General features: G+C 66.4%; 18 protein-coding genes. 6 read left to right on the top strand and 12 right to left on the bottom strand.

Going from position 1 to position 25224, the window contains the following annotated elements; translation table 11 throughout:
- Positions 1 to 244: 244 nt before the first annotated feature.
- Positions 245 to 1453 (bottom strand): 3-oxoadipyl-CoA thiolase, encoded by a 1209-nt coding sequence (gene pcaF / locus ACVILH_RS08810; RefSeq protein WP_456712538.1) that lies wholly within the window; start codon positions 1451 to 1453, stop codon positions 245 to 247.
- A gap of 476 nt (positions 1454 to 1929) precedes the next feature.
- Between pcaF and mutS the strand changes: the two genes are divergently transcribed.
- Positions 1930 to 4674 (top strand): DNA mismatch repair protein MutS, encoded by a 2745-nt coding sequence (mutS, locus tag ACVILH_RS08805; RefSeq protein WP_456712537.1) that lies wholly within the window; start codon positions 1930 to 1932, stop codon positions 4672 to 4674.
- Positions 4675 to 4987: 313 nt separating this feature from the next.
- On the opposite strand, the gene ACVILH_RS08800 is transcribed toward mutS, so the two are convergent.
- The 5 genes from ACVILH_RS08800 to ACVILH_RS08780 form a co-directional block, all read right to left on the bottom strand.
- Complete coding sequence (locus ACVILH_RS08800) at positions 4988 to 5791, bottom strand: hypothetical protein (RefSeq protein ID WP_456712536.1); 804 nt, start codon at positions 5789 to 5791, stop codon at positions 4988 to 4990.
- A gap of 186 nt (positions 5792 to 5977) precedes the next feature.
- Positions 5978 to 6493 carry an OsmC family protein gene (locus tag ACVILH_RS08795; protein WP_172235798.1) on the bottom strand — a complete coding sequence of 172 codons (516 nt, stop codon included), beginning with the start codon at positions 6491 to 6493 and terminating at the stop codon, positions 5978 to 5980.
- 56 nt (positions 6494 to 6549) lie between these two features.
- A complete protein-coding gene (locus ACVILH_RS08790) occupies positions 6550 to 7335 on the bottom strand; it encodes an ABC transporter ATP-binding protein (RefSeq protein WP_456712535.1) in 786 nt (261 codons plus the stop codon).
- Complete coding sequence (locus tag ACVILH_RS08785; RefSeq protein ID WP_456712534.1) at positions 7335 to 8192, bottom strand: ABC transporter permease; 858 nt, start codon at positions 8190 to 8192, stop codon at positions 7335 to 7337. Before ACVILH_RS08785 ends, ACVILH_RS08790 begins: the two co-directional genes overlap by 1 nt.
- 351 nt (positions 8193 to 8543) lie before the next feature.
- Positions 8544 to 9518, bottom strand: a complete 975-nt coding sequence (locus tag ACVILH_RS08780) for an aliphatic sulfonate ABC transporter substrate-binding protein (RefSeq protein WP_456712533.1) — start codon at positions 9516 to 9518, stop codon at positions 8544 to 8546.
- 193 nt (positions 9519 to 9711) lie between these two features.
- On the opposite strand from ACVILH_RS08780, the gene ACVILH_RS08775 reads away from it, so the two are divergent.
- The 4 genes from ACVILH_RS08775 (at position 9712) to ACVILH_RS08760 (ending at position 16396) form a co-directional block, all read left to right on the top strand.
- Positions 9712 to 12507, top strand: coding sequence for a [protein-PII] uridylyltransferase (locus ACVILH_RS08775; RefSeq protein ID WP_456712532.1), 2796 nt, complete (start codon positions 9712 to 9714; stop codon positions 12505 to 12507).
- A 98-nt stretch (positions 12508 to 12605) separates the two neighbouring features.
- Complete coding sequence (locus tag ACVILH_RS08770; protein ID WP_456712531.1) at positions 12606 to 12971, top strand: DUF1304 domain-containing protein; 366 nt, start codon at positions 12606 to 12608, stop codon at positions 12969 to 12971.
- A gap of 534 nt (positions 12972 to 13505) precedes the next feature.
- Entirely contained in the window at positions 13506 to 14732 is a 1227-nt protein-coding gene (locus tag ACVILH_RS08765) for an ABC transporter substrate-binding protein (RefSeq protein ID WP_456712530.1), read from the top strand.
- Positions 14733 to 15145: 413 nt separating this feature from the next.
- Positions 15146 to 16396 (top strand): ABC transporter substrate-binding protein, encoded by a 1251-nt coding sequence (locus ACVILH_RS08760; RefSeq protein WP_456712529.1) that lies wholly within the window; start codon positions 15146 to 15148, stop codon positions 16394 to 16396.
- A 429-nt stretch (positions 16397 to 16825) separates the two neighbouring features.
- On the opposite strand, the gene ACVILH_RS08755 is transcribed toward ACVILH_RS08760, so the two are convergent.
- The 4 genes from ACVILH_RS08755 to ACVILH_RS08740 form a co-directional block, all read right to left on the bottom strand.
- Positions 16826 to 17443, bottom strand: coding sequence for an ATP-dependent Clp protease proteolytic subunit (locus ACVILH_RS08755; RefSeq protein ID WP_456712528.1), 618 nt, complete (start codon positions 17441 to 17443; stop codon positions 16826 to 16828).
- Positions 17444 to 17487: 44 nt separating this feature from the next.
- Entirely contained in the window at positions 17488 to 17847 is a 360-nt protein-coding gene (locus ACVILH_RS08750) for an SRPBCC family protein (RefSeq protein ID WP_456712527.1), read from the bottom strand.
- Positions 17844 to 18176 (bottom strand): ArsR/SmtB family transcription factor, encoded by a 333-nt coding sequence (locus tag ACVILH_RS08745; RefSeq protein ID WP_456716911.1) that lies wholly within the window; start codon positions 18174 to 18176, stop codon positions 17844 to 17846. The genes ACVILH_RS08750 and ACVILH_RS08745 overlap by 4 nt, the downstream gene beginning before the upstream one ends.
- 223 nt (positions 18177 to 18399) lie before the next feature.
- The gene (locus ACVILH_RS08740) at positions 18400 to 18828 is read right to left on the bottom strand and encodes a DUF1330 domain-containing protein (RefSeq protein ID WP_456712526.1); all 429 of its coding nucleotides are present in this window, start codon (positions 18826 to 18828) and stop codon (positions 18400 to 18402) included.
- Between the two features lie 148 nt (positions 18829 to 18976).
- Here ACVILH_RS08740 and ACVILH_RS08735 point away from each other — a divergent pair, with 148 nt between their 5' ends.
- Positions 18977 to 21193, top strand: a complete 2217-nt coding sequence (locus ACVILH_RS08735; RefSeq protein WP_456712525.1) for a transglycosylase domain-containing protein — start codon at positions 18977 to 18979, stop codon at positions 21191 to 21193.
- Positions 21194 to 21316: 123 nt separating this feature from the next.
- On the opposite strand, the gene ACVILH_RS08730 is transcribed toward ACVILH_RS08735, so the two are convergent.
- Together ACVILH_RS08730 and ACVILH_RS08725 are read right to left on the bottom strand one after the other, a co-directional pair.
- Positions 21317 to 23989 (bottom strand): EAL domain-containing protein, encoded by a 2673-nt coding sequence (locus ACVILH_RS08730; protein WP_456712524.1) that lies wholly within the window; start codon positions 23987 to 23989, stop codon positions 21317 to 21319.
- A 293-nt stretch (positions 23990 to 24282) separates the two neighbouring features.
- The gene (locus ACVILH_RS08725) at positions 24283 to 25038 is read right to left on the bottom strand and encodes a M48 family metallopeptidase (RefSeq protein WP_456712523.1); all 756 of its coding nucleotides are present in this window, start codon (positions 25036 to 25038) and stop codon (positions 24283 to 24285) included.
- Positions 25039 to 25224 lie beyond the last annotated feature (186 nt).

Raw genomic sequence — 25224 nt, 5'->3', positions numbered from 1 at the left:
GCAGGGCTATCGCATTTGGAGATGCAGAGCCGTCCCGGAGAACGACCCTGCCCGTTAGTTACTCCGTCATGCCCGGGCTTGTCCCGGGCATCCACGTCGTTCTCAGCATGCCGGACCACGTGGATGGCCGGGACAAGCCCGGCCATGACGATGTTGATAGAGACGAGCGCAAAACTGTGATCGTCTAATGCGACAGCCCTGCGTCATTCCGGGGCGACGCGTCAGCGATGAGGAGAGTGACGGGTCAGTTGACCATCTCGACGGCCAGCGCGACGCCCTGGCCGACGCCGACGCACATCGTGGCGAGCGCGCGCTTGCCACCGCGGACTTCCAGGCCGTGCACCGCGGTCATCGCGATGCGCGCGCCGCTCATGCCAAGGGGATGGCCGAGCGCGATGGCGCCGCCATGCGGGTTGACGAAATCGGCATCCTCCGCGACGCCGAGCTGGCGGAGACACGCGATGCCTTGGCTGGCGAACGCCTCGTTCAGCTCGATCAGGTCGAACTCGGTGATCTTCAGGCCGAGCCGCTCCAGCAGCTTGCGCACCGCCGGCACCGGGCCGATGCCCATGATGCGCGGCGGCACGCCAGCCGACGCCAGCCCGAGCACGCGCGCGCGCGGCGTCAGGCCGTGCTTCTTCACCGCGGCCTCCGAAGCCAGGATCATCGCGGCGGCGCCGTCATTGACGCCCGAGGCGTTACCGGCGGTGACGGTGCCGGGATTGCGGACGATCGGCTTCAGCTTGGCGAGGCCTTCGAGCGTGGTCTCGGGACGCGGATGCTCGTCCTTGTCCACCGTGATCGGTCCCGCCTTGCCGCCGGGCACGGACACCGGCGTGATCTCGGCGGCGAAATAGCCCGAGGCGATCGCCTGGCCGGCGCGCTGCTGAGAGCGGATCGCGAACGCATCCTGGTCCGCGCGCGACACCTGGAATTCCTCGGCGACGTTTTCGCCGGTCTCCGGCATCGAATCGACGCCGTATTGGCTCTTCATCAGCGGATTGATGAAGCGCCAACCGATCGTGGTGTCGAAGATCTCCGCCGAGCGCGAGAATGCCTCCGTGGCCTTGCCCTGCACGAACGGCGCGCGCGTCATCGATTCCACGCCGCCGGCGATGGCGAGATCGACCTCGCCCGCGCGGATCGCGCGGCCTGCGGCGCCGACCGCATCGAGGCCAGAGGCGCAGAGACGGTTGAGCGTCTGGCCGGGGATGGAATCCGGAAGGCCTGCGAGCAGCAGCGCCATGCGCGCGACGTTGCGGTTGTCCTCGCCGGCCTGGTTGGCGCAGCCGAAGAACACCTCGTCGACCGCGGCCCAATCAAGATTCGGATGCTTGGCCTTCAACGCCTTGAGCGGCGTCGCGGCGAGATCGTCGGTCCGCACCTTGGCCAGCGCGCCGCCAAAGCGCCCGATCGGGGTCCGCACCGCATCACAAATGAACACGTCTCGCATCGCTCTCTCCCGGGGGTGTTTCTGGTCAGAATTGACGGCGGTTTTAGGAGTGCGGTCGGGGCAGGTCAAATGACGGGAACGCGGGGTGGCATGCGTGGAGATGGCGCGAGCCCCGCGCACGGTGCGCTCCCTCTCCCCGTTCTTACGGGGAGAGGGTAGGGGTGAGGGGCGGCCGCACGGGAAGTGACAGCTTGTTTGCGGTGGCCATGTCACCGAGAGCCGCCGTGCCCGTCCGACAGACCGACGACTGGGCCGCGTATGTGCCAGGCCCCTCACCCGGATTGCTGCGCAATCCGACCTCTCCCCGCAAAGGGCGGGGAGAGGTTACACCGCCGCCGCTGCGCCGACGGTGAGCTCCCTCTCCCGCTTCATGGCCCGACAACGGGAGGAGACGTCGGCAACACCCATCGTGGAAAACCGGGACAGCCACCGCAAAGCGGTAGGACCGTCCGGGCAAATTGGCTAGTTTCCGCGCCATGACGATCCAGCAGCCCATCTCCGCCCCGGTTCCGCAAGAATCGGCGTCCTCGGCCGCGCCCGCCGAGGCGCCGGCGAAGCTTACGCCGATGATGGAGCAGTATCTCGACATCAAGGCCGCGCATCCCGGGTTGATGCTGTTCTACCGCATGGGCGATTTCTACGAGCTGTTCTTCGAGGACGCCGAGGTCGCCTCAAAAGCGCTCGGCATCGTGCTCACCAAGCGCGGCAAGCATCAGGGCCAGGACATCCCGATGTGCGGCGTGCCGGTCGAGCGCTCCGAGGATTATCTGCACCGGCTGATCGCGCAGGGCATCCGCGTCGCGGTGTGTGAGCAGATGGAGGATCCGGCGGCGGCGCGGGCGCGCGGCAACAAGAGCGTGGTCAAGCGTGGCGTGGTGCGCGTGGTGACGCCGGGCACGCTCACCGAAGACAACCTGCTCGATGCGCGCGCCAACAATTATCTGCTGTCGATCGCGCGCAGCCGCGGCTCCTCCGGCGGCGATCGGCTCGGGCTCGCCTGGATCGACATCTCGACCTCCGACTTCATCGTCACCGAATGCGCGTTCGCGGAGCTGACCGCGACGCTCGCGCGTATCAATCCGAACGAGGTCATCGTCTCCGATGCGCTCTACTCGGACGAGGCGTTCGAGCCGGTGCTGCGCGAGCTCGCCGCGGTGACGCCGCTGACGCGCGACGTGTTCGACGGCGCCACCGCCGAGCGGCGGCTGTGCGACTACTTCGCCGTCGCCACCATGGATGGCCTCGCGGTGCTGTCGCGACTGGAGGCCACCGCGGCGGCCGCCTGCGTCACCTATGTCGAGCGCACCCAGGTCGGCCAGCGTCCGCCGCTGGCGCCGCCCGCGCGCGAGGCGACCGGCAGCACCATGGCGATCGATCCGGCGACCCGCGCCAATCTCGAGCTGACGCGCACGCTCGCCGGCGAGCGCCGCGGCTCGCTGCTCGATGCGATCGACTGCACGGTGACCTCGGCCGGCTCGCGGCTACTCGCACAGCGCCTCGCCGCGCCGCTGACGGAGCCGGCGCAGATCGGCCGGCGGCTCGATGCTGTCAACGTGTTCGTCGCCGACAGCGCGGCTCGCGAGGACATCCGCTCCATCCTGCGCGGCGCGCCGGACATGACCCGGGCGATGGCGCGGCTGTCGGTCGGCCGCGGCGGCCCGCGCGATCTCGCGGCCTTGCGCGACGGCATTCTCGCCGCCGACCAGGCGCTGGCGCGGCTATCGACGCTCGACCAGCCGCCGCAGGAGATCGCGTCGGTGATGGCGGCGCTGGCGCGGCCGGCGCGGACGCTGGCCGACGAGTTCGCCCGCGCGCTCGACGAGCAGCTGCCGCTGATCAAGCGCGACGGCGGCTTCGTGCGTGCAGGCTATGACGCAACGCTCGACGAGACGCGCAATCTGCGCGACGCCTCCCGACTCGTCGTCGCCTCGATGCAGGCGCGCTATGCCGACCAGACCGGTGTCAAGGCGCTCAAGATCCGGCACAACAACGTGCTCGGCTATTTCGTCGAGGTCACCGCGCAACACGGCGACAAGCTGATGTCGGCGCCGTTGAATACGACCTTCATCCATCGCCAGACGCTCGCGGGCCAGGTGCGCTTCACGACCTCCGAGCTCGGCGAGATCGAGGCGAAGATTGCGAACGCCGGCGAGCGCGCGCTCAATCTCGAGCTCGAGATCTTCGACCGTCTGTGCGCGCAAGCGCTCGCCATCGGCGACGATCTGCGCGCCGCCGCGCATGGCTTCGCGATGCTCGATGTCGCCACCGCGCTCGCCAAGCTCGCCGTCGACGACAACTACGTCCGCCCCGAGGTCGACGGCTCGCTCGGCTTCGCCATCGAAGGTGGCCGCCATCCGGTGGTCGAGCAGTCGCTTAAGCGCGAGGGCCAGCCGTTCATCGCCAATTCCTGCGACCTGTCGCCGACTCCGGGGCACAAGAGCGGGCAGCTGTGGCTGCTGACCGGCCCGAACATGGCGGGCAAATCGACCTTCCTGCGCCAGAACGCGCTGATCGCCCTGCTGGCGCAGATTGGCTCGTTCGTGCCGGCGAGCCGCGCCCGCATCGGCATCATCGACCGGCTGTTCTCGCGCGTCGGCGCCGCCGACGATCTCGCGCGGGGGCGCTCGACCTTCATGGTCGAGATGGTCGAGACCGCGGCGATCCTCAACCAGGCCGGCGAGCGCGCGCTGGTGATCCTGGATGAAATTGGACGCGGCACCGCGACCTTCGACGGGCTGTCGATCGCCTGGGCGGCGATCGAGCATCTCCACGAGAGCAACCGCTGCCGCACGCTGTTCGCGACGCACTATCATGAGCTGACCGCGCTCGCCGCCAAGCTGCCGCGGCTGTTCAACGCCACGGTGCGCGTCAAGGAATGGCAGGGCGACGTGGTGTTCCTGCACGAGGTGCTGCCCGGCTCCGCCGACCGCTCCTACGGCATCCAGGTCGCCAAGCTCGCGGGCCTGCCGCCGGCCGTGATCAGCCGCGCCAAATCGGTGCTGGCCAAGCTGGAGGCCGCCGATCGCGGCCAGAACGCGCGTGCGCTGGTGGACGATCTGCCGCTGTTCGCGGTGCCATCGCGCGCGACCGCGGAGCCGGCGATGTCGAAGGAGACGGAAGAGCTGATCGCCGCGGTGAAGGACCTGCATCCGGACGAGATGACGCCGCGCGAGGCGCTGGATGCGCTGTATCGGCTAAAGGCGAAGCTGCCGAACAAGTAGTTGCCTTCACTCCGGAACGACGCAAATCGAAAGCGCGCAGTGCTTATGAATGCGCCCTCTCCCCTTGTGGGAGAGGGCATGTAGGACAGTGCAGCGATCTCGGTTCGGTGAGGGGTCTCTGTCCACGAGCGCCGCGCGCCGAGATAACCCCTCACCCAACCGAGCGCTCGGACGGGCCGTACATGCCCTCTCCCACAAGGGGAGAGGGCGCTGTAACGCACAGCTCAATTGTTGCGCGAGCAAGACGTGCCGTATCCTGCTCCACCACCAGAACACGTGTTGCAAATCGATGGGACGCTTCGCTTTGCCCACCCTACGCAGCCTGCCTCGCCGCCTTCCGCCGCCCCAGCCACCACAGGCCGAGATTCCACCCCACGCACGTCGCCAGCGCGCCGCTCAATCCGAACACCGCGCCGAGATGCAGGCTGCCGAGATGCAGCACCACCACCGCCAGCGAAAATCCGATCAGGCCCCAGGCGCCGTTGGCCATGACCGCGGCGGTGGCGGGGCCGCCGATGCGGGGCTGCAGGATCAGCATCATCGAGGTGAAGACGATCGGAAATAGCGCGAGGATGCCGGAGACGCTGGGGCCGGCCCAGCCTGAGACGGAGGTGACGGTAGCGACGAGTGTCGCCACCAGCGAGGCCCGTAACGGCACGTCGTACCAGCGCCTGACGATCAGCGGCATCTTGGCATGGCGATAGCGCTGTAACAGCGGCAGGCAAATCGCGAAGGTGATGATGTTGGCGACGATGCCCATCGCGAGCGTCCACTGCACGCTCTTGATGAGGGACGCGAGACCCAGCCACACCGCGACCGCGGTGGCGCTCGCCACCCACACGCTGTGGCGCTGGGCCAGCACGGCATAAGCGAGACTCAGGAAGATCGTTGCGGCGTTGATCGGCAGGCTGGTCAGCGCACCCTGCGCGATGAAGGCGGCGTCGTGGTCCAGCGCCAGGAAGACGTAGGTCGGGCCGGCCGAGATCGGCAACGTCGCGACCAGTGCGCCGATCACGGGGCCGGTGCGCTCGGCGATCATCGAGGCCGATACGACGAACGAGGCCGCGATCGCCATGCGCAGGCCGAGGACGAGCAGGAAGGACGGATCAAGGGACATGTTCAGCCGTCGCCCCGGGCAAGCGGGGCGCGGCCATGCGCAAGCATGGCCGTGGGGAGCGCTGACCCGGGACCCATAACCACAGGGGGTCATGGGTGAGAAAAGATCGGAGTGACCAGCGGGCTGGCCATCACCGACGGTGGTTATGGGTCCCCGCCTTCGCGGGGACGACACCGTTGCGAGAGGCTAAGCCGCCACCCGCTTCAAACTGACCGACACCTTCGGGCCGTTCTTGATGGTCTGATAGACCACGCAATAGCGCTCGGTGAGCTTGAGCAGCAGGTCGAGCTTGTCCTGCGGCGCATCGGTGTCGACCTCGAAGCGCAGGCGGATTTCCTGGAAGCCGACCGGGGCCTCCTTGTCGACGCCGAGCGTGCCGCGAAAATCGAGATCGCCTTCGGCCAGCACAAGGCCGCTCTTGAGCGGGACCTCGACGGCGGTCGCGACCGATTTCAGGGTGACGCCGGCGCAGGCGACCAAGGCTTCCAGCAGCATGTCGCCGGAGCACAGCTCGAGGCCCGAGCCGCCGGTGGCGGGATGCAGGCCGGCCACCGCCAGCGCGCGGCCGGTCTCGAGCTTGCAGGTCAGGCCTTCGCCGCCGACCTCGCCCTTGGCCTTCAAGGTGATCACGGCGGCGGAGGGGTCAGCCTTGTAGCGTTCCTTGATCGGCGCCTGCATGGCGCGCAGCTCGGCAGCATCCATTGTCGTTCTCTCCCGGAGTCATTTCGGAACAGATGTACCGGGCGATCGCGCGGATGTCACCACCACAGCCCGCCGCCGGACTCACGCCTGCCCTGCGTATCCGGTACCGTCCGATCGAGCGACCTGTCCAGCGCGGTCAGCACATGGCGCTTGAACTGCTCGAACAGCGGCGCGTTGCGGTCTCGCGGCCGCGACAGATTGATGGTGATCTCCTCGAACAGCCGCCCGGGATGCGGCCGCATCACCAGCACGCGGTCGGCCAGCACCACCGCCTCCTCGACGTCGTGGGTGACCAGCACCAGGGTGGGCCGCGTGTCGGCCCAGAGGTCGAGCAGATGGTCCTGCAGGTCTTTGCGGGTGAAGGCGTCGAGCGCGGAGAACGGCTCGTCGAGCAGCAGCACCTCCGGCTGCGCCACCAGCGCGCGGGCGATCGCCACGCGCTGCGCCTGGCCGCCCGACAATTCGCGCGGCCAGACCTTGGCCTTGTCGGCGAGGCCGACACGTTCGAGCGCGCGGGCCACACGCTCGCGGCGTTCGGCCGCCGGCAGCTCGGACAGGCCGAAGCCGATATTGTCGGCGACGGTGAGCCAGGGCAGCAGGCGCGGCTCCTGGAAGATGATGCCGACCTTGGCATGCGGCGCCGTGATCGCCTCGCCGTCGAGCGTCACGGTGCCGGCGCTGGCGCGGTCGAGGCCAGCAATTGCGCGCAGCAAGGTCGACTTGCCGCAGCCGGAGCCGCCGATGATGGCGATGATCTCGCCGAGCTGGATCTCGGACGAGAACCGCTCCAGCGCATGGACACCGTTGGGATAGACCTTGGTGACGGCTTCGAGCTGCAGCATCAGGCGGCCCCGCTCTGGCGCGCAAAACTGTCCTGCCAGCGCAGCAGCGGTGCGGTGGCGATCTCCAAGAGCCAGTCGGTCGCCTTGCCGATGATCGCGAAGATGACGATGGCGGCGACGATCTGCGCCGGCTTGCCAAGCTGCTGGCCGTCGATCAGGAGATAGCCGAGGCCCTCGGAGGCGCCCATGAACTCGGCGGCAACGACGAACATCCAGCCCAGGCCCAGGCCGACACGCAGCGCCACGACATAGGCCGGCAGCACGGCGGGCAACAGGATGCGGCGGATCATCGCCGGGCCGGAGAGCCGGAAGACGCGGCCGACCTCGACGATCTTGCGGTCGACGGAGAGGATCGCGCCGGTCAGGCCGAGATAGACCGGAAAGAACACGCCGACCGCGATCAGCGCCACCTTCGAGGTCTCGAAGATGCCGAGCCAGAGGATGAACAGCGGCACCCAGGCAATCGAGGGGATCGCGCGCAGCGCCTGGATAGTCGGATCGACCAGCCGGCGGGCGAGGCTCCAATAGCCGCAGATGCCGCCGAGCAGGGTGCCGGCGGCGACGCCGAGGCCGAAGCCGATGCCGACGCGGGAGAGCGTCATGGTGATGTGGCGGGTCAGCTCGCCGGAACGGGCGAGCTCGGCGATGGTGGTGAAGACTTTTGAGGGCGGCGGCACCAGGCGGCCGTTGGACCAGCCGGCGCGGACGGCGAGTTCCCAGGCCAGCGCGAGGGACAGCGGCAACAGCAGGCCGAGCAGCGGGCGCGCCAGACGCGCGGCCCAAGGCTGGCGTGGCTGGCGTGCAGTCTCCGATGGGACGGCCGCGGCGGGGGCCTGCAATTCAACAGTCATGGCCATAGTGAGAACAGCGTCTCGCGTGGAAATGCAAGGCAGGGCGGATGGCGGAAGACGCTTGCGGAGCCGAGCGCGCGGCTGTCAGGGTTGAGCCGACAGCGGCGCCACAATCTCGGTGTCGTCCCGGCCTCCGCGCCGGGACCCATACTCCGCGGCCGTTGTGGGGAGGCGAGATGCCGCTCCAGCGTGCCTCGAACACCTTCACGGAGTATGGGTCCCGGATCGGCGCCCGACAACGCTGGCGCGTAGTCGGGCTTGTCCGGGACGACACCGGTTCTTTATCGCGCCACCGGGTTTTGTTGCGCTCACTTTGCGGCAAGCGCTAGCGCAGGGACGAGCTTGGCGTCGGCTACGTCAGTTCGTCGGCAGCGGCACCTGGTCGTCGATCAGGGCATCTAGCGTCGCCTTCACGTCCACCTTCGCATCCACCACACCGGCCTGCTGTAGCGCCAAGCCAGCAGCCAGGATCGACTCCCGCTGCGGCGCGCCGATGCGGCTGTGGGTCAGCTCGGTGCGCTCCTTGAGCTGCTTGTCGACAACCGTCTCCGGCAGCTTGGTGGCCGCAATGAACGTCTTCTTCAGGTCGTCGTAATTCGCCAGCGCATCCTTGCGCGCGACCTCATAGGTCGCCAGCACGCGGCGGACGATGTCCGGATTGTCCTTCAGCAACTGCTCGCGGACATTGAGGATGCCCCAGGTGTTGGCGTCGGCCTTGCGGTAGAACAGTTTTGCGCCTTCCTCGACCTCGGCCTGCGCCATCATGGGATCGAGCCCCGCCCAGGCGTCGACGTCGCCGCGGATCAGCGCCGCCTTGCCGTCGGCGTGCTGCAGCAGGACCGGGGTGATGTCCTTGTCGGTCAGGCCGGCGCCGAGCAGCGCGCGGACCAGGAAGATGTGCGGATCGGTGCCGCGGGTCACCGCGACGCGCTTGCCCTTGAGATCAGCCACCGAGGCGATCTTGGAGTCCTTGCCCGTCACCAGCGCGGTCCATTCGGGCCGCGAATAGACGTAGATCGACTTGATCGGGTTGCCGTTGATCCGGGCGACCAGGGCGGCGGAGCCGGCGGTCGAGCCGAAATCGAGCGAGCCGGCATTGAGGAACTCGAGCGCCTTGTTGGAGCCGGCCGACTGCACCCAGGTGATGCTGATGCCGTCCTTGGCGAACTCCTTCTCCAGGAGGCCCTTCTGCTTCAGGACCAGCGACACCGGATTGTAGGTCGCCCAGTCGATCCGGATTTCCTTGGGCTGCTCCGCGGCTGTTGCAATGCCGCATCCCAGTAGAACCACGGCCGCGAGCCCGACCAAGGCGCGCCTCGACAATCCACCCATCGTCAACCCTCCTGCGGTAAAAACATCGTTGTTGTTTCAACGCGTTATGCCAGGGCTCAACGAGAATTGCTTTTCCTTTGCGGGGCGGATCGAAGCACGATCATCATCCGTCCCGGGCCGGTGACAGCATGGATCGATTGCTGCATTGGAAGTTTCGTGACAGCACAGGCCTTGTTCGATACCGGTTGCATCCATGGACAGCGTCGCCACAGATTCCAAAGCCTTCACGTCAGCCGATTTCGACAGCGCCGGCATCGCGGCCGCCGTCGATGCCCTGGCGCAGCAGCACTCCGGCCGCGAGGACATGTTCCGCGCCGCGGTGGTGCAATTCCTGAAAGCCGAGCTGGTCAAGGCGCGGGCCGCCGCCCAGGCGCAGCTGCTGAGGGATCGCCACGGCCGGCGCTGTGCGGAGCGGCTGTGCTTCGTTCAAGACGAGATCATCCGCATCCTCTACGCGGCGGCGACCGAGCACCTCTACCGCTCGGACGTGCCGAGCGGCGCCGAGCGGATGGCGGTGGTCGCCACCGGCGGCTATGGCCGTGGCCTGATGGCGCCGGAGTCCGACATCGATCTCCTGTTCATCCTGCCCTACAAGCAGACCGCCTGGGGCGAGCAGGTCGCCGAGGCGATCCTGTATTCGCTGTGGGACATGGGGCTGAAGGTCGGCCACGCCACCCGCTCGGTCGACGAGTCGATCCGTCAGGCGCGCGGCGACATGACCATCCGCACCGCGATCCTGGAGACGCGCTATCTCGCCGGCGACAAGCCGCTGTATGACGAGCTGGTCGCACGCTTCGACAGCGAGGTCGTACAAGGTACGGCCGCCGAGTTCGTCGCCGCCAAGCTCGCCGAGCGCGAGGAGCGGCATCGCCGCGGCGGCCAGTCGCGCTACCTGGTCGAGCCCAACGTCAAGGACGGCAAGGGCGGCCTGCGCGACCTGCACACGCTGTTCTGGATCGCCAAATACGTCTATCGCGTGCGCGAGACCGCCGAGCTGGTCGAACGCGGCGTGTTCGACGCGCATGAATACCGCACCTTCCGGCGCTGCGCCGACTTCCTGTGGTCGGTGCGCTGCAATCTGCACTTCGTGAGCGGCCGGCCCGAGGAGCGACTGTCGTTCGACCTGCAGCGCGAGATCGCGGTGCGGCTGGGCTACACCAGCCATCCCGGCATGCAGGATGTCGAGCGCTTCATGAAGCACTACTTCCTGGTCGCCAAGCAGGTCGGCAATCTCACCGCCATCCTGTGCGCCAAGCTCGAGGATCAGCAGGCCAAGGCGGCGCCGGTGCTGAGCCGGATGATCTCGCGCCTGACCACCGGCTCGACCTGGCGGCGCGTGCCGGAGAGCGACGATTTCATCGTCGACAACAACCGCATCAACCTCGCCGCGCCTGACGTCTTCAAGCACGATCCGGTCAACCTGATCCGCATCTTCCGGCTGGCGCAGAAGAACAACCTCGCCTTCCATCCCGACGCGATGCGCGCGGTGACGCGCTCGCTCAACATGATCAACACCGAGCTGCGCGAGAATCCGGAAGCCAACCGGCTGTTCATGGAGATCCTGACCTCCAACGACGCCGAGACCGTGCTGCGGCGGATGAACGAGACCGGCGTGCTCGGCCACTTCATCAGCGCCTTCGGCCGCATCGTGTCGATGATGCAGTTCAACATGTATCATCACTACACGGTCGACGAGCATCTGATCCGCTGCATCGGCTTCCTGCAGGAGATCGAGCGCGGCGGCAATGACGAGTTCGTGCTCGCCTCCGATTTGATGCGCAAGATCCGGCCCGAGCACCGCGCCGTCATCTACATCACGGTGCTGCTGCACGACGTCGCCAAGGGCCGGCCGGAGGATCACTCCATCGCCGGCGCCAAGATCGCGCGGCGGCTGTGCCCGCGGCTCGGCTTCAACAATGCCGATACTGAGCTGGTCGCCTGGCTGATCGAGGAGCATCTGACGATGTCCACGGTGGCGCAGTCGCGCGACCTGTCGGACCGCCGCACCATCGAGAAGTTCGCCGCCGTGGTGCAGTCGGTCGAGCAGATGAAGCTCCTGACGATCCTGACCACCGCCGACATCCGCGGCGTCGGTCCTGGTGTCTGGAACGGCTGGAAGGCGCAGCTGTTGCGCACGCTGTATTACGAGACCGAGCCGGTGCTGACCGGCGGCTTCTCCGAGGTCAACCGCGCCAAGCGCATCACCGCGGCGCAGGCCGAATTCCGCAACGCCTTCACCGACTGGCCGGAGGACGAGCTCGCCACCTATATCGGCCGGCACTATCCGGCCTACTGGCTCAAGGTCGAGCTGCCGCGCAAGATCCGCCACGCCCGCTTTGTCAGGTCGAGCGAGGACGCCGGCCACAAGCTCGCGATCAATGTCGGCTTCGATCCGGCGCGCGGCGTCACCGAGCTGACGATCTTCGCCATGGACCATCCGTGGCTGCTGTCGATCATCGCCGGCGCCTGTGCCTCGGCCGGCGCCAACATTGTCGACGCCCAGATCTACACCACCACCGACGGCCGCGCGCTCGACACCATCGCGATATCGAGGGAATATGAGCGCGACGAGGACGAGGGACGCCGCGCGACGCGCATCGGCGAGACCATCGAGCAGGTGCTCGAAGGCAAGCTGCGGCTGCCCGACGCCGTGGCGCGGCGCACGACGCGCGGCAAGCAGCACAAGGCGTTCTCGGTCGAGCCCGAGGTCAGCATCAACAATCAATGGTCGGAGCTCTACACCGTCATCGAGGTCTCCGGCCTGGACCGGCCCGGCCTGCTCTACGAGCTGACGACGGCGATCTCGAAGCTGAACCTGAACATCGCCTCGGCGCATGTCGCCACCTTCGGCGAGCGCGCCCGCGACGTGTTCTATGTCACCGATCTGCTGGGCGCGCAGATCAATGCGCCGACCCGGCAGGCCGCGATCAAGAGCGCGCTGCTGCATCTGCTGGCGAGCGACGACGCGGCGGCGCAGCCGGCGGCGTGAGTTTCTCTTGAGAGTTTTGGGGCGGCCTCGAGCCGTCCCGCGCAGAGTTCATGGAGAGGACCGGCAACGTCGCCGGCCCGGCTTGGGGGAGCCGAACAATGGCATTGATCGCAAACATCGTCGTCGGACTGATCGGCCTGCTGCACGTCTACATTCTCGTGCTGGAGATGTTTCTCTGGACCAAGCCGGCCGGCTTGCGAGCCTTCAACAACACGCCGGAGCGGGCCGAGGCGACCAAGGTGCTCGGCGCCAATCAGGGCCTCTACAACGGCTTCCTCGCCGCCGGCCTGTTCTGGGGCCTGGCGCACCCGGCCCCGGCGTTCGCGGTCCAGATCAAGATCTTCTTCCTGCTCTGCGTGCTGGTCGCCGGCCTCTACGGCGCCGCCACCGCAAGCCGCAAGATCCTGTTCATCCAGAGCGTGCCGGCCACGATCGGCCTCGTGCTGGTCTGGCTCGCGGGCTGAGCCGGGCTGCATCCCCACAACCAGTGTCGTCCCGGCCTTGAGCCGGGACCCATAACCCCGGTCAGCGCTTGAGGCACGATCGCCACTCCGAGTCTTCGCCACACGACCGCCTGTGGCTATGGATCCCGGCTCGAGGCCGGGACGACACCGAGTATGAGACAGCGGCTCCGGCTCCATCATCGGTGTCGTCCCGGGCAAGCATGACGGCGCAGCGCGCCGGCATGCGCCGACCCGGGACCCATAATCCCGGGCAGTGTTTGGGACCCGATCGCCACTCCGAGCCGTCGCCACACACCGGCCTGTGGCTGGGTCCCGGATCGGCGCCCGCCAACGCTGGCGCGTTGCCGGGCTTGTCCGGGACGACACCGAACTTGTTGAGCCAGCGTGGCTCCGTCATGGCGGCATCGCCGCGGAACCGCCGCCCGTAACCGCCTCGCCTTGCGTCCGCCCAGCCCTTCCTCCACACTCCTCCCCAGCGATGGCGCCCTCCGGGCAGACCAGCCGCATAAAACATCAGGAGGAACGATAGACCCCATGCGACAGGGAATTTTCCGTTTTGCCGGTGCGGCCGCGTTGGCCGTCACCCTCTCCGTCACGTCAGCCCAGGCCCAGAAGAAATACGATCCCGGCGCGTCCGACACCGAGATCAAGATCGGCCAGACCGTGCCGTTCTCGGGCCCCGCCTCGGCCTATGCCTCGATCGGCAAGACCCAGGCCGCCTATTTCAACATGATCAACGAGCAGGGCGGCATCAACGGCCGTAAGATCAAGCTGATCCAGTATGACGACGCCTATTCGCCGCCCAAGGCGGTCGAGCAGGTGCGCAAGCTGGTCGAGGACGACGAGGTGCTGCTGACCTTCCAGATCATCGGGACGCCTTCCAACGCCGCGGTGCAGAAATATCTCAACGCCAAGAAGGTGCCGCAGCTGTTTGCGGCCACGGGCGCGACCAAGTTCACCGACCCGAAGAACTTCCCCTGGACCATGGGATACAATCCCAACTACTTCACGGAAGGGCGCATCTACGGCCAGTACATTCTGAAGGAGCATACCAGCGCCAAGATCGGCGTGCTCTATCAGAACGACGACCTCGGCAAGGACTATCTCAACGGCATCAAGGCCGGCCTCGGTGACAAGGCCTCATCGATGATCGTTGCGGAAGCCTCCTACGAGGTCTCCGATCCCACCATCGATTCGCAGCTCCTCAAGCTCAAGGCGGCCGGCGCCGATCTCTTGTTCTCGGCCGCGACGCCCAAGCAGGCCGCGCAGGCGATCAAGAAGCTGCACGAGCTCGACTGGCACCCGGTGCACATCGTCGACATCAATGCGACGTCGGTGGGCGCGGTGCTGCAGCCGGCCGGGCTGGAGGCGTCCAAGGGCGTGATCTCGGTCAATTACGGCAAGGACCCGCTCGATCCGCAGTGGAAGGACGATCCGGGCATGAAGCGCTATTTCGAGTTCATGGCCAAGTACTATCCCGATGGCGACAAGAACTCGAACTTCAACACCTATGGCTATGGCAATGCCGAGCTGCTGGTGACGATCCTGCGGATGTGCGGCGACAATCTCACGCGCGAGAACGTCATGAAGCAGGCGGCGTCGCTGAAGGATGTCGTCGGCGACCTGTCGCTGCCGGGCATGAAGATCAACACGTCGCCCACCGACTACCGCGTCAATAAGCAGCTGCAGATGATGAAGTTCAACGGCGAACGGTGGGAACTGTTCGGCCCGATCCTGGAGGACAAGGGCGCGGCGGGTTAGTTCGCCTGCCACCGTGCTGGTTGGTGCTGCCACGACCTCAATCCACCTCTCCCCGTCGGGGAGAGGTCGGCGCGTAGCGCCGGGTGAGGGGGTGCTTCCACACGATAAGTCAGGCCGCAGCCCCTCACCCGGATTGCATCTGACGATGCAATCCGACCTCTCCCTCCGGGAGAGGTGAAGCCGGGTCGCCGCACCATCATGTAACCTCTCGCCACGCCTATCACTGGCGAAGTGAACGCCGGTAAAGGGCTGCGCAATCGCGCAGCCCTTTTGCATTGCGGCACGGATTGCGCCGGTTGGTCGCTCCCACAAGCGTTGCCTTGTCGACTTGCTTCCTCCACACTCGCGTGCAGCGATGGCGAGATAACAACCAAGAAGAACCATCGACAAACATCACCGGAGGGAGGACTCGCATGAGAACGTCACTGTTCGGTCTCGTCGGCATCAAGTCGTGTGCCATCGCGCTTGCCGCGTCGCTGACCGTCACGCTGCCTGCTTCATCCGCCTACGCTCAGAAGAAATACGACACCGGCGCCACCGACACCGAGATCAAGATCGGCCAGACCGTGCCGTTCTCGGGTCCGGCGTCCGCCTATGCCGGCATCGGCAAGACCCAGGCGGCTTACTTACGGATGATCAACGACAAAGGCGGCATCAACGGCCGCAAGCTCAGTCTGATCCAGTACGACGACGCCTATTCGCCGCCGAAGGCGGTCGAGCAGGTACGCAAGCTGGTCGAAGGCGACGAGGTGCTGTTCACCTTCCAGATCATCGGCACCCCGTCGAACGCCGCCGTGCAGAAATATCTCAACGCCAAGAAGGTGCCGCAACTGCTGGCCTCGACCGGCGCCTCGCGTTTCACCGACCCGCAGAACTTCCCGTGGACCATCGCCTATAATCCGAACTACCAGTCGGAAGGGCGGATCTACGCCAAATACATTCTCGCCAACCATCCCAACGCCAAGATCGGCATCCTCTATCAGAACGACGATCTCGGCCGCGACTACATCGCCGGGCTGCGCAGCGGCCTCGGCGCCAAGGCCGATACCATGATCGTGTCGGAAGCCTCTTACGAGCTGTCCGATCCGACCGTGGATTCGCAGATCGTCAAGCTGAAGGCGTCCGGCGCCGACCTGCTCTACAACGCCTCGACGCCGAAATTCGCGGCGCAGGCGATCAAGAAGCTCGCCGATCTCGCCTGGAAGCCGGTGCACATCCTCGACATCAATGCCAGTCCGGTGTCGGCGACCTTGAAGCCCGCCGGGCTCGACATCTCCAAGGACATCATCAGCACGAATTACGGCAAGGACCCAGCCGACCCGCAGTGGAAGGACGATCCCGGCGTGAAGGCCTATTTCGAGTTCATGGACAAGTATTATCCGGAAGGCGACAAGCTCAACACGGTCAACACCTACGGCTATTCGACGGCGGAGCTTCTGGTACAGATCCTGCGCCAATGCGGGGACGATCTCACGCGGGACAACGTGATGCGCCAAGCCGCCAACATCAAGGGCTTCGTCCCGAGCCTCGCGCTGCCCGGCCTCTCCATCAACACCTCGCCGACCGACTTCCGCGTCAACAAGCAGATGCAGATGATGCGCTTCAACGGCGAACGCTGGGAGCTGTTCGGCCCGATCATCGAGGACACGGGCGCGGCGGGGTAGATCGCACTGGCGTGATCGGTCCCGCCATTCAGCGCGCGCGCGAGAGAGAGAAAAGGATCGCGCCAAGCACTCCACTGCGCTCCCTCCCCCCTTGTGGGGGAGGGTTGGGGAGGGGGGTACTCCGGGCGACCGTCTTTGTGGCCACCCCCCTCCCTAGCCCTCCCCCACAAGGGGGGAGGGAACATACCTTTTCCGTGGTCAAGCGCGGTGGCCCACAAAGAACGCTTGGTGGTCGCTTATGGAGCCATCGATCTGACGCTCCAACTGATCCTCGCACTTAGTTTCTCCGTCATGCCCGGGCTTGACCCGGGCATCCACGCCTACCCAACCTTGCCGGACGACGTGGATGGCCGGGACAAGCCCGGCCATGACGGCCTGGAGATGGATACGCCCCCAACTCCGGTCGCCGAACGCGGTGACCGCAAACGATCAATCGCCACTGACGCTCGCCAGGTCGCGCTGCTTCACCACCCGGTCGATCAGCCCCCAGTCCAGCGCTTCCTCCGCCGTCATGAAGTGATCGCGGTCGAGCGTGCGTTCGACATCCTCAAAGCTGCGGCCGCAATGCTCGGCATAGAGCCGGATCACGCGGCGCTTGGTCTGCTCCATCTCCCTCGCGTGGATCAGGATGTCCGACGCCTGGCCCTGAAAGCCGCCGAGCGGCTGATGGACGTGGAGGCTGGCATTGGGCAGCGCCGTGCGCTCACCCTTCTCTCCGGCCATCAGCAGGAACGATCCCATCGACCGCGCCGTGCCCATGCATACCGTGTGCACCGGCGCCTTGACGAACTGCATCGTGTCGTACATCGCGAGCCCGCTGGTGATCACGCCGCCGGGCGAATTGATGTACAGATGGATCGGCCGCTTCGGGTTCTCGGCTTCGAGAAACAGCAACTGCGCGCAGACCAGAGCGGAGACGGTGTCATTGACCTCGCCGTTGAGGAACACGATGCGCTCGCGGAGCAGCCGCGAATAGATGTCGAAGGAGCGTTCTCCCCGGCTGGATTGCTCGATGACCATCGGGACGAGCTGCATCGTTTCGCGCATCGGCGACCTCCAGGCTGGTTGGTTTCGGGTGAGGAAGGGACGGATCAGGCCGCGCGCATCAGACAGTGCGCGTTGCTGTTGGCCGCGCGTGGCATCTGCCGCAGCAGCGTCGTGGCGGGCAGCCCGTGGATGATCCTGAGCCGCGTCCCGCCGTCCGCATTGGGCGTGAGCTGGAACGTCACGATGCTTTCGAGGTAGGGCGGCTCGTCGTCGCGCATGCGGTAGCGGACTTCTTCGCCTGAGATCGACGAGATCGGCGCGGCATCGGCGAGGTCGCCTGACGGCAGCCAGGTCTCGCGCAGCGCGGGACTGCTGATGGCGCGCCAGACCTTCTCCGGCGGCGCGTCCAGGTCGTAGTCGAGAACGAGGTCTTCGTCCTGCGAGGCAGCCTTGAAATCGGTCATTGGTCCATGTCCTTCAGCAAGGTTTTCAGCGCATCGACCCGTGACGGCCAGTAGGCGCGATACTTCGCCAGCCAACGCGCAATCCGCGCCAAGCCATCGGGATCGACCTCGTAGTTGACGAACCGGCCCTGCCGCTCTTCCCGCACCAGCCCGGCATTGCGCAGCACCGCCAGATGCTGCGACATCGCCGGCTGGCTGATCGTCATGCCCTCGCGCAGCGCGCTGGCATTCATGCTGCCGGCCGCGAGCTTCTCGAAGATCGCGTAGCGCGTCGGATCGGCCAGGGCTTTGAAGATGTCGCTCTCGATCATGGCGAGACATAAGCATATACTTATGTGATACGCAAGCGGCGACTATGCTGTTGTTAGGCTTTCTCTGTCGCCGCTCTCCGCTGTGCTCCCTCCCCCCTTGTGGGGGAGGGTTGGGGAGGGGGGTACTCCGGGCGACCGTCTCCGTGGCTACCCCCCTCCCTAGCCCTCCCCCACAAGGGGGGAGGGAACGTACCGTTTGCGCGGCTCGTACCCCTATCCAACTAACAGGAGAGCAACGTTGTCACGCCTGCGGCACCTCGCCAAAATTCTTGCCCACCGGCAGCACCGAATGCCTGATCAGCCGCGAATCCTCCACGGCCGCTTGCCGGTGCTTTACTGCTTCGCGATAGGCCGGATCGCGGATCATCTCGACGAAGGCCTGCACGGACGGATATTCCGCGATGAAGCAGTGATCCCAGCGCTCCTGCTGCGGGCCGATCAGCATCAGCTCGAAGCGGCCCTGCCAGACGATGCGGCCGCCGAGGCGTTCGAACACCGGTCCGCTCTCGCGGCCGTAGGCGGCATAGGCTTCCGCGCCGCTGGCCTTGCGGCCATCGGGATAAGCGGCCTCCTTGCGAAGCCGCACCAGGTTCAGCATGTGGATCGGACCCGGCCGGTCGTTGTCGCGAAACTGCGCGAACACCTCCTTGGTGGGATCGATATGGCCCATCAGCTTCCTCGCCTGTTCGTTGTTTACCTCGGCTTAACCATAACGCGGCGTGAACACCGCGGAACTCCTAATTGCGCGTTAAGGTTTTCCTAACTGCCCCTTAAACTCCGGACATTACCGTGGTCGGACGGCAGGGCTCGGGTTGCGTATGGCGCGGGGACGGAAACAGGGCGGCGGCGGTCGCAAGGAGCCGCGTTTCGGCCTTGCGGCGGCGATGGCCGATCTGCGCCTCGATCCCAAGGACCGTATTCCGGCAAGCGAGGACACGCCGAAGAAATCGGCGAAGAAGAAACCGGTGCAGCCGGACGACGAGGACGATGTGCCGGCGCGCGAGCCGAAACCCACCCCCCCGAAATCGAAGCCTGCCCGCGGCAAATCGCGCTGGGGGATGTCGATCGGCCGCATGGCCTATTGGGCTGTCGTGTGCGGCCTGTGGGGCGTGATCGCGCTGGTCGGCGTCGTGATCTGGGCCGGCGCGCATCTGCCGCCGATCCAGTCGCTGGAGATCCCGAAGCGGCCGCCGACGATCGAGATCGTGGGTTATGACGGCACTATGCTGGCGCAGCGCGGCGAGATGGCCGGCGCCAATGTCGCGCTGAAGGATCTGCCGCCCTATCTGCCGAAGGCGTTCATCGCCATCGAGGACCGCCGCTTCTATCAGCATTTCGGCATCGATCCGATCGGCATTGCGCGCGCCGTCGTCGCCAACATCCTGCATCGCGGCGTGTCGCAGGGCGGCTCGACCCTGACGCAGCAGCTCGCCAAGAACCTGTTCCTCACCCAGGAGCGCACCCTCGCCCGCAAGCTGCAGGAGGCGGAGCTGGCGCTGTGGCTGGAGCGCAAATATTCCAAGCGCGAGATTCTCGAGCTGTATCTCAACCGCGTCTATTTCGGCTCCGGTGCGTATGGCGTCGAAGCGGCGGCACAGCGTTATTTCGGCAAGTCGGCGCGGCAGGTCACGGTGGCCGAGGCCGCGATGCTCGCGGGCCTCGTGAAGTCGCCATCGCGGCTGGCGCCGAACCGCAATCCGGAAGGCGCGGCCAAGCGTGCGCAGACCGTGCTGGCGGCGATGGCCGACGCCAAGTTCATCACCGATGCCCAGGCGCAGGCGCAGATCGCGCATCCTTCCGTGGCGGTGAAGCCGGCCGGCGCCGGCACCGTCAACTACGTCGCCGACTGGATCGGCGAGGTGCTCGACGACCTCGTCGGCCAGGTCGAGGAGTCGATCGTGGTGGAGACCACGATCGATCCGAAGCTACAAAGCGTGGCGGAAGCCGCCATCATCGACGAGCTCGCGGCCAAGAGCGTCAAGTTCAACGTCAGCCAGGGCGCGCTGGTGGCGATGACGCCTGACGGCGCCGTCCGCGCCATGGTCGGCGGCCGGAATTATTCCGACAGCCAGTTCAACCGCGCGGTCACCGCGAAGCGCCAGCCCGGCTCGGCGTTCAAGCCATTCGTCTATCTCACCGCGATCGAGCAGGGCCTCACGCCGGACACGGTGCGGCAGGACGCGCCGCTGGATCTGAAGGGCTGGCGGCCGGAGAACTATACCAAGGAATATTTCGGCGCGGTGACGCTGACCCAGGCGCTGGCGATGTCGCTCAACACCGTGGCTGTCAGGGTCGGCCTCGAGGTCGGTCCGAAGAACGTGGTGCGCACAGCGCACCGGCTCGGCATTGCCTCCAAGCTTGATCCCAACCCGTCGATCGCGCTCGGCACCTCCGAGGTGTCGATGATCGAGCTGGTCGGCGCCTACGCGCCGTTCTCCAATGGCGGGCTCGCCGTGTCGCCGCATGTGGTGACGCGGATCAAGACGCTCGACGGCAAGCTGCTCTATATGCGCCAGAACGAGCAGGCGGCGCAGGTGATCGAGCCGCGCAACGTCGCGATGATGAACCAGATGATGCAGGAGACGCTGATCTCCGGCACCGCCAAGAAGGCGGAGATCCCCGGCTGGGTCGCCGCCGGCAAGACCGGCACCAGCCAGGATTTCCGAGACGCCTGGTTCATCGGCTACACCGCGCGGCTCGTCACCGGCGTCTGGCTCGGCAATGACGACAACTCGCCGACCAAGAAGGCCACCGGCGGCGGCCTGCCGGTCGAGGTCTGGACCCGCTTCATGCGATCAGCGCATCAGGGCGTGCCCGTCGCGGCGCTGCCGAATGCGCAAGGCTCGGGGCTGGTGCCGACGCTCGCGCAGATCGCCTCGCAGATCACGGCGCCGCCGGCCCCTGCCCCCGCGCCCAATGCGGCCTACGCGGCGCGCTCGTCGGCGCCGAGCCCCGGCCGCGGCAACATCCGGCCCGAGCCCGCGGCCGGCCTGGACGGCTGGCTGGTCGATCGATTGTTCGGTGGTCAGCGCTGAGCTGATCTCATTCAGCCCCAGGGCCCCGGCATGACGGGGTAACTAACTTACAGGGTCGTTTGTCGCGACGTCGTTGGACGCCGCGAGCCGTTCGCGAGGGGGAGACAGGAAGGCCCGCGCCGATCAGCCGACGGCCGCGACCGGCGGCGTCGATGCTTCGGCCTTGGCAGGCCGTGTCGCCTGCGCCAGGGCACGCCCGACCTGCCGCAGCATCAAGCTGGCGCGATGGGCGCTATAGTCGAGCAGCCAGCGGCTGAAGGCGCTGGCAGCCATCGGGCGCGCGAACAGGAAGCCCTGCATCGCGTCGCAGCCGAGCTCGGCAAGCAGCTTGCGCTGCGGCTCGGTTTCGACGCCCTCGGCCACCACCTTGACATCGAGGCTCTGGCCGACACGGACCACCGCAGTGACGATCGCCCGCGTGCCCTGGTCGTTCTCGAAATCGCGCATGAAGCTGCGGTCGATCTTCAATTCGTGGATCGGCAGTTGCGCCAGCCGGCTGAGGCTGGAATAGCCGGTGCCGAAATCGTCGAGCGACAGGCCGACGCCCATATTGCGGAGCTCGCTCATGGTGGCGATCACCGTGGCGCGCTCGTTGAGGATCACGCCTTCGGTGATCTCCAGCATCAGCATCTTCGCCGGCAAATCGTTGGCGGCCAGGATCTGCGCCACGACAGCCGCCAGGTTGACGTTCTGGAAGTTGATCGGCGACAGGTTGACCGAGATGCAGGGGATGTCGAGACCGGCGCGGCGCCACGACGCCATCTGCTGGCAGGCGGTCTTGATCGACCACACGCCGATCTGCTCGATCAGGCCGCACTCCTCGGCGAGCGGGATGAACTTGGCCGGCGACACCTCGCCCAGCACCGGATCATGCCACCGCGCCAGCGCCTCGACGCCATGGATCGCGCCGTTCCTGGTGCAGATCTGTGGCTGGTAATGCAGGGTCAGCGCCTCGCTGGCGATCGCCTCGCGCAGCGCGGTCGAGTGCATCAGCCGTTCCTCGGCGAGCTTGTCGATGTCGGCGCTGAAGAAGCGATAGGTCGCGCGGCCCGCGCGCTTGGCCTTGTACATCGCCCCGTCGGCCTGCTTGATCAGGGTCTCGATGTCGGTGGCGTTGTCCGGATAAAGGCTGAGTCCCATGCTCGCGGACATCGGCACCTGGCGCTTGCCGATGGTCAGCGGCATCGCCAGCGCCGCGGTGATCCGCGCCGCCGCCAGCGAGCATTCGAGCGCATCGCGGTTCTGCAGCACGATCACGAACTCGTCGCCGCCGAGCCGGCCGAGCATATCGCCGGGGCGGATCTGCGCCCGCAGGCGATTGGCGAAGCCGACCAGGAACTCGTCGCCGGCGGCATGGCCGAGCGTGTCGTTGACATCCTTGAAATTGTCGGCGTCGAGGAAGGCGACGGCGAGATGGCTGCCCTCCGGGCAGGCCTTGATCGCCTCGGCGATCATCGACGGGATGCGGGCGCGATTGGGCAGGCCCGTCAGCATGTCGTGATAGGCGACCTGGGAGATCGTCGAGCGGACCTCCTGGCGCTCGATCGCCAGCGCGCCGAGCTGGACGCAAGCCTGTACGATCTGCTCGTGCCAAAGGCTCGGCCCGCGGCATTCCCGGAAATAGAAGGCGAAGGTGCCGATGACGCGGCCGTCCTTGCCCTGAATCGGGGTCGACCAGCAGGCGCGCAGGCCGGCGCCCAGCGGGCCGGCCTTGTAAGGCTGCCAGCGCGAGTCGCTATCGATGTCGCGCGCGAGCACCGGCTCGCCCAGATAGGCCGCGGTGCCGCAGGAGCCGACATCCGGCCCGATCGCAACGCCGTCGAGGCTCTCGGAATAGGCCGTGGGCAGGCTGGGTCCGCCGAGCGGATGAATCTTGCCGTCGGCATCGACATGCAGGATCGAGCAGACGACGTCGGGCGCCAGCTGCTCGACTTGGCGGCACAGCTGGTCGGCGATGGTCGTAATCGATACATCGGACGCCAGCGACGACATGATCAGCTGCTGCAGCGAGCGGAGCTGCTTGGTCTCCCTGATGTCGCTGAGCAGGCCGACGAGATATTTCACCTTGCCGTGACGGTTGCGGTGCGCCTTGACATGCGCCGTCGTCCAGATTTCGTGGCCGGCCTTGTCATAGATCAGCAGGTCTTCCTCGACGCCCTGCTCATCGAGAATGCACTGCTTCAATCGCTCGACCATCGCTGGGTCGGTGCACGGGCCGACCAGCAGCTTCTCGACCTGCTGGCCGAGCGCCTCCTCGGCGGCGTAGCCGAAGATGCCGGTGAAGGCGGCATTGGTGTAGAGGATGTTCAGGTCGTGATCCGTCACGATGACCGCGCGGTTGCTGCGATCGGCCACCGACGTCATCAGCGCGTTGCGTTCGCGCAGTTGAACCTCGGACGTGACGTCGCGCATCAGCAGCATCGCGCGCACCGGCGTCGGGCCGGGCGGCAGCTCGTAGCGGGTCAGGTGAACGCGATGGCGAGAGCCGTCCTCATGGCGGATCGTCAGCTCGCAGGCAAAATCGGCCTCGTCGCGCGCAGGCTCGGTGTCCACCGTATCGTCGGCCGGCTCCTCCGCCGCCAGCGGCGCGGGCATTGCGTCCGCAGGCACGCCGAGATCCGAAAGCTCGGCCCCGGTCAGGCTGGCAACATCACGCCGCAGCAGCGCAGCGGCGGCCTTGTTGGCGTGATGGACGCGGCCGTTGCCGTCGAGAAAGAGGATCGCTTCGGACGCACGCTCGAACGCGGCCGAGAGCAGTGGAGCGGAGGCGGCCGGTTGAAACTCGCTTGCAAGCATCGTTCGATTCGAGGCGCGCTGCACGTTTTCGGAGAAACGATCAGCACTTGGGTTGCAGCGAACGACCCGGCAGCTCGCTGGGGCGTCACCTTGGGGGGTTGATCACGCTCGAATCTGAGAGGTCGTCGTTACAGCCACGTTAAAGCGCCGCCGAATTGGACGGACTCCTCTGGTTGCGTGCGAGAAGGCTTAAGAATTCGATAGCTCGCCGGCCGCTTCTTGCGAGATGGCGGAACTCAAGCAAATGGCCCGGACCATGAGGCCGGGCCATTGTCGTCGCGATGGTCGATGTCTCAGTCCTCGACGCCGTAGCGGTGCAGATCGTTGCCGCAGGTGTCGAGCCACTTCTTGGCGCGCTCGACCGAGCCGCAGATCTTGCCGCATACCTTCCAGAACCGCGGCGAGTGGTTCATCTCGATCAGATGCGCGACCTCATGCGCCGCGAGATAGTCGAGCACGAAGGGCGGCGCGAGGATCAGGCGCCACGAGAACGACAGCGAACCGGCCGAGGTGCACGAGCCCCAGCGGCTCGACTGGTCGCGGATCGACAGCCGCTTCACCTTGACGCCGAGCTGCTCGGCATAGGCGTCGGACGCCTTCTGCAGGTCGCGACGTGCCTCGCGCTTGAGGAAGTCGAGCACGCGGCGCTCGGTGTGCTCGATGCCGCCGGCGACGCAGAGGATCTTCTCGCCGCTGTCGCGCGTCTCGGTCCACACCGTGCCGCGCTCGCCGGCGCGATGCACGATCTTGTGCGGCACGCCGCGCAACGGCACCAAGGTGCCGGGCAGGAACGGTGCGGCCTTCGGCAGACGGCCGAGACGCGCCGCGATCCATGCGCCGTGACGCTGCGCGAAGTCCTTCGCTTCGATGATGGTGCCGCGCGGCGGCATCGTCAGGATCGCTTCGCGATCCGACGGATGGATTCTCAGTGTATAACGTCGCGCACGACGGTGACGCCGCAATCTAATCGAGTAGATTTGCGAGCCGTGCTTGACGAGAAGACGCGAAGGTTCGGCGGGCCGCCGATAGAGTAGCGCGCGAGTGGCCATTTCTGTCAGTCCGGGAGGGAAGAACTCGCCCGGATTTTGCCATATCCACCGCTAGGGAAAGCGCTCGGCGCAAAAACAAATCATTTGCCCAACATACAGGGGCTCCCGGGGTTCCGCACCCCAGAGCTTGGGCCTCCCCGCGGCCTCAGACAATGAATTCAGATTCAAAAGCATCGCTCAAGCAGC

The sequence above is a fragment of the Bradyrhizobium sp. USDA 4353 genome (assembly GCF_054063215.1).
This window is presented reverse-complemented; position numbering and strand designations above follow the sequence as displayed.

Excerpts from the sequence above, each read along its gene's own strand:
- ACVILH_RS08725 (WP_456712523.1), bottom strand. The coding sequence starts at position 25,038 with ATGGCCACTCGCGCGCTACTCTATCGGCGGCCCGCCGAACCTTCGCGT.
- ACVILH_RS08735 (WP_456712525.1), top strand. The coding sequence starts at position 18,977 with ATGGCGCGGGGACGGAAACAGGGCGGCGGCGGTCGCAAGGAGCCGCGT.
- ACVILH_RS08775 (WP_456712532.1), top strand. The coding sequence starts at position 9,712 with ATGGACAGCGTCGCCACAGATTCCAAAGCCTTCACGTCAGCCGATTTC.
- ACVILH_RS08800 (WP_456712536.1), bottom strand. The coding sequence starts at position 5,791 with ATGTCCCTTGATCCGTCCTTCCTGCTCGTCCTCGGCCTGCGCATGGCG.
- ACVILH_RS08760 (WP_456712529.1), top strand. The coding sequence starts at position 15,146 with ATGAGAACGTCACTGTTCGGTCTCGTCGGCATCAAGTCGTGTGCCATC.
- pcaF (WP_456712538.1), bottom strand. The coding sequence starts at position 1,453 with ATGCGAGACGTGTTCATTTGTGATGCGGTGCGGACCCCGATCGGGCGC.
- ACVILH_RS08765 (WP_456712530.1), top strand. The coding sequence starts at position 13,506 with ATGCGACAGGGAATTTTCCGTTTTGCCGGTGCGGCCGCGTTGGCCGTC.
- ACVILH_RS08755 (WP_456712528.1), bottom strand. The coding sequence starts at position 17,443 with ATGCGCGAAACGATGCAGCTCGTCCCGATGGTCATCGAGCAATCCAGC.
- ACVILH_RS08740 (WP_456712526.1), bottom strand. The coding sequence starts at position 18,828 with ATGGGCCATATCGATCCCACCAAGGAGGTGTTCGCGCAGTTTCGCGAC.
- mutS (WP_456712537.1), top strand. The coding sequence starts at position 1,930 with ATGACGATCCAGCAGCCCATCTCCGCCCCGGTTCCGCAAGAATCGGCG.
- ACVILH_RS08790 (WP_456712535.1), bottom strand. The coding sequence starts at position 7,335 with ATGCTGCAGCTCGAAGCCGTCACCAAGGTCTATCCCAACGGTGTCCAT.
- ACVILH_RS08730 (WP_456712524.1), bottom strand. The coding sequence starts at position 23,989 with ATGCTTGCAAGCGAGTTTCAACCGGCCGCCTCCGCTCCACTGCTCTCG.
- ACVILH_RS08795 (WP_172235798.1), bottom strand. The coding sequence starts at position 6,493 with ATGGATGCTGCCGAGCTGCGCGCCATGCAGGCGCCGATCAAGGAACGC.
- ACVILH_RS08770 (WP_456712531.1), top strand. The coding sequence starts at position 12,606 with ATGGCATTGATCGCAAACATCGTCGTCGGACTGATCGGCCTGCTGCAC.
- ACVILH_RS08750 (WP_456712527.1), bottom strand. The coding sequence starts at position 17,847 with ATGACCGATTTCAAGGCTGCCTCGCAGGACGAAGACCTCGTTCTCGAC.
- ACVILH_RS08785 (WP_456712534.1), bottom strand. The coding sequence starts at position 8,192 with ATGGCCATGACTGTTGAATTGCAGGCCCCCGCCGCGGCCGTCCCATCG.
- ACVILH_RS08780 (WP_456712533.1), bottom strand. The coding sequence starts at position 9,518 with ATGGGTGGATTGTCGAGGCGCGCCTTGGTCGGGCTCGCGGCCGTGGTT.